Origin of the sequence: Paenibacillus sp. LHD-117 (assembly GCF_030929555.1) — a bacterium.
GTDB lineage: Bacteria > Bacillota > Bacilli > Paenibacillales > Paenibacillaceae > Pristimantibacillus.
In genome coordinates this window covers 1-1,751 of sequence record NZ_JAVFVT010000074.1, presented here as the reverse complement: position 1 = coordinate 1,751, position 1,751 = coordinate 1, and the positions used below count along the sequence as shown (strand labels likewise).

Below are 1,751 nucleotides of genomic sequence, written 5' to 3'. Positions count from 1 at the left end.
TGTCTGCTAATACCGCGATTAGACGGGCATTTGCTACAACACCCCACCCATAACTGGTTGTAGTTTCCTGATCGCCCTATTCGAGTTGCTTGATATTATGGGCTTTCGAAATTTAGGTTGAAGGCAAATACGTCGAACCAGGTATAATGAACAAATTTTTCAGACAAGAAATATATCCTTCAAGTGGCTCAAACGATAATATTGAATTTTCATTGAGCACAGGAAAGGTCTTACACTTTTTCTTAATTGGGAAGGTGTGGATTACTTATAAATTTGAGGGTAAAGATAGCGTTACGAAAAAATCCATGTATGGATCACATGCTCCAATGACTTTGATATTGAAATTATCAAATGGAAAATGGAAGATAATAAATAAATTTGAAAGACCATAATGAATAATATTGATTGTAGAGACAGAAAGAAAGAGGAGTAATAATGGACAAACGAATTAGTATGTTCCTATTCATTGTATTAGCGACTTTAATATCAGGTTGTTCACAAGATAAAAAAGATGTTATTCAAGGCTCCTGGGTAGCGAATCAAGCAGATCAAATAGTTGGAACAGAAGAAGAGTTGACACTTTATAATTTCATTGAGTTTTCAGAAAATGAAGTGACATTCAGAAATTTCGTTTATGAAATCGAGAATGAGAAGACGGTTAGGAAATTTTCTGAAACTAATATTAAAGCAGATTATGAATTGAATAAAGAGAATAAAATAACGATAAATGATGAAGTTTATGAAATTGAATTAAAGAAAACTGAAATGACATTAAAGAACGAAAACATTGAAATACACTATATTAAAGAAGAATAAAATTATTGTGTGTGAGGAGGTCAGGGGGGCGAAAATATCCCATACCAACATATTCACGCATCGATCACTCACCTTCGGTTCGGCAGGAGATGTTGGCAGAGGAGCTCAGACAATATCCGACTTTGCAAGCTATGAAGGAACAATAGGAAGGGATGGAAGGTTTGACGAATCCTTTTGATTGTATTACGGAGTTTATGTTTTTTGAAACTGGAATCGAACCTTCTGAAGTCATATTAATTCCTGGTGGGAGTCATCCGCAATTAATGAAAAAAGCAGCTGAATTGTATCATCGGGGATTAGCACCGTATATCCTCCCGTCGGGAGGCCAATCACCTAAGATTAGTTCAACTGAATGGGAATTTCTGCGAGCTGTCGGCATAAGTCTTGGTGTTCCTGAAAATGCAATACTAAGGGAAGACAAGGCAACTAATACATTTGAGAACGCAAGATATTCTTGGTTGGAACTTCAACAACAAGGCATTAGATTAAGGAAGGCAATATTAGTATGCAAGTCTTATCATGCAAGACGTGCTCTACTTACATACCAAGTTGAGTTTCCTCTAAATATTGAATTTTTTGTAAGCCCAGTGACAGATAAGACTGGTACTACAAGTGATAATTGGTATCTTGATGAACATAAAATAAACAGAGTCATGAACGAGCTAACAAAGGTAGGGCAATATTTTAAACAACATATTCCGAAGTGGGTAAACAAATAAATCTTAAATGGCTGAAGTAATTACAATGGCCTGAATGAGGTGACAGTAAAATTGGTATATCTGTTCGTCTTTATTGCTTTTTTGATACTAAATTACCTTCATGACTTATGCAGTTCATTCCAAGTGATGGAAACCGATTAATAGTCATAGAAATGTAAGCTAAAAAACGGAAAACCCCTTGACTTTTGGAAATCACCCCAATAATCGCGAAGAATA

Annotated in this window: 2 protein-coding genes; both read left to right on the top strand. The window is 35.4% G+C overall.

The genetic code is table 11. The annotated features are described in order from the left end of the window. Window positions 1–435: 435 nt before the first annotated feature. A complete protein-coding gene (locus tag RB620_RS30040) occupies window positions 436–816 on the top strand; it encodes a hypothetical protein (protein WP_308100833.1) in 381 nt (126 codons plus the stop codon). 161 nt (window positions 817–977) lie between these two features. After that, window positions 978–1,535, top strand: a complete 558-nt coding sequence (locus RB620_RS30035; RefSeq protein ID WP_308100835.1) for a YdcF family protein — start codon at window positions 978–980, stop codon at window positions 1,533–1,535. Window positions 1,536–1,751 lie beyond the last annotated feature (216 nt).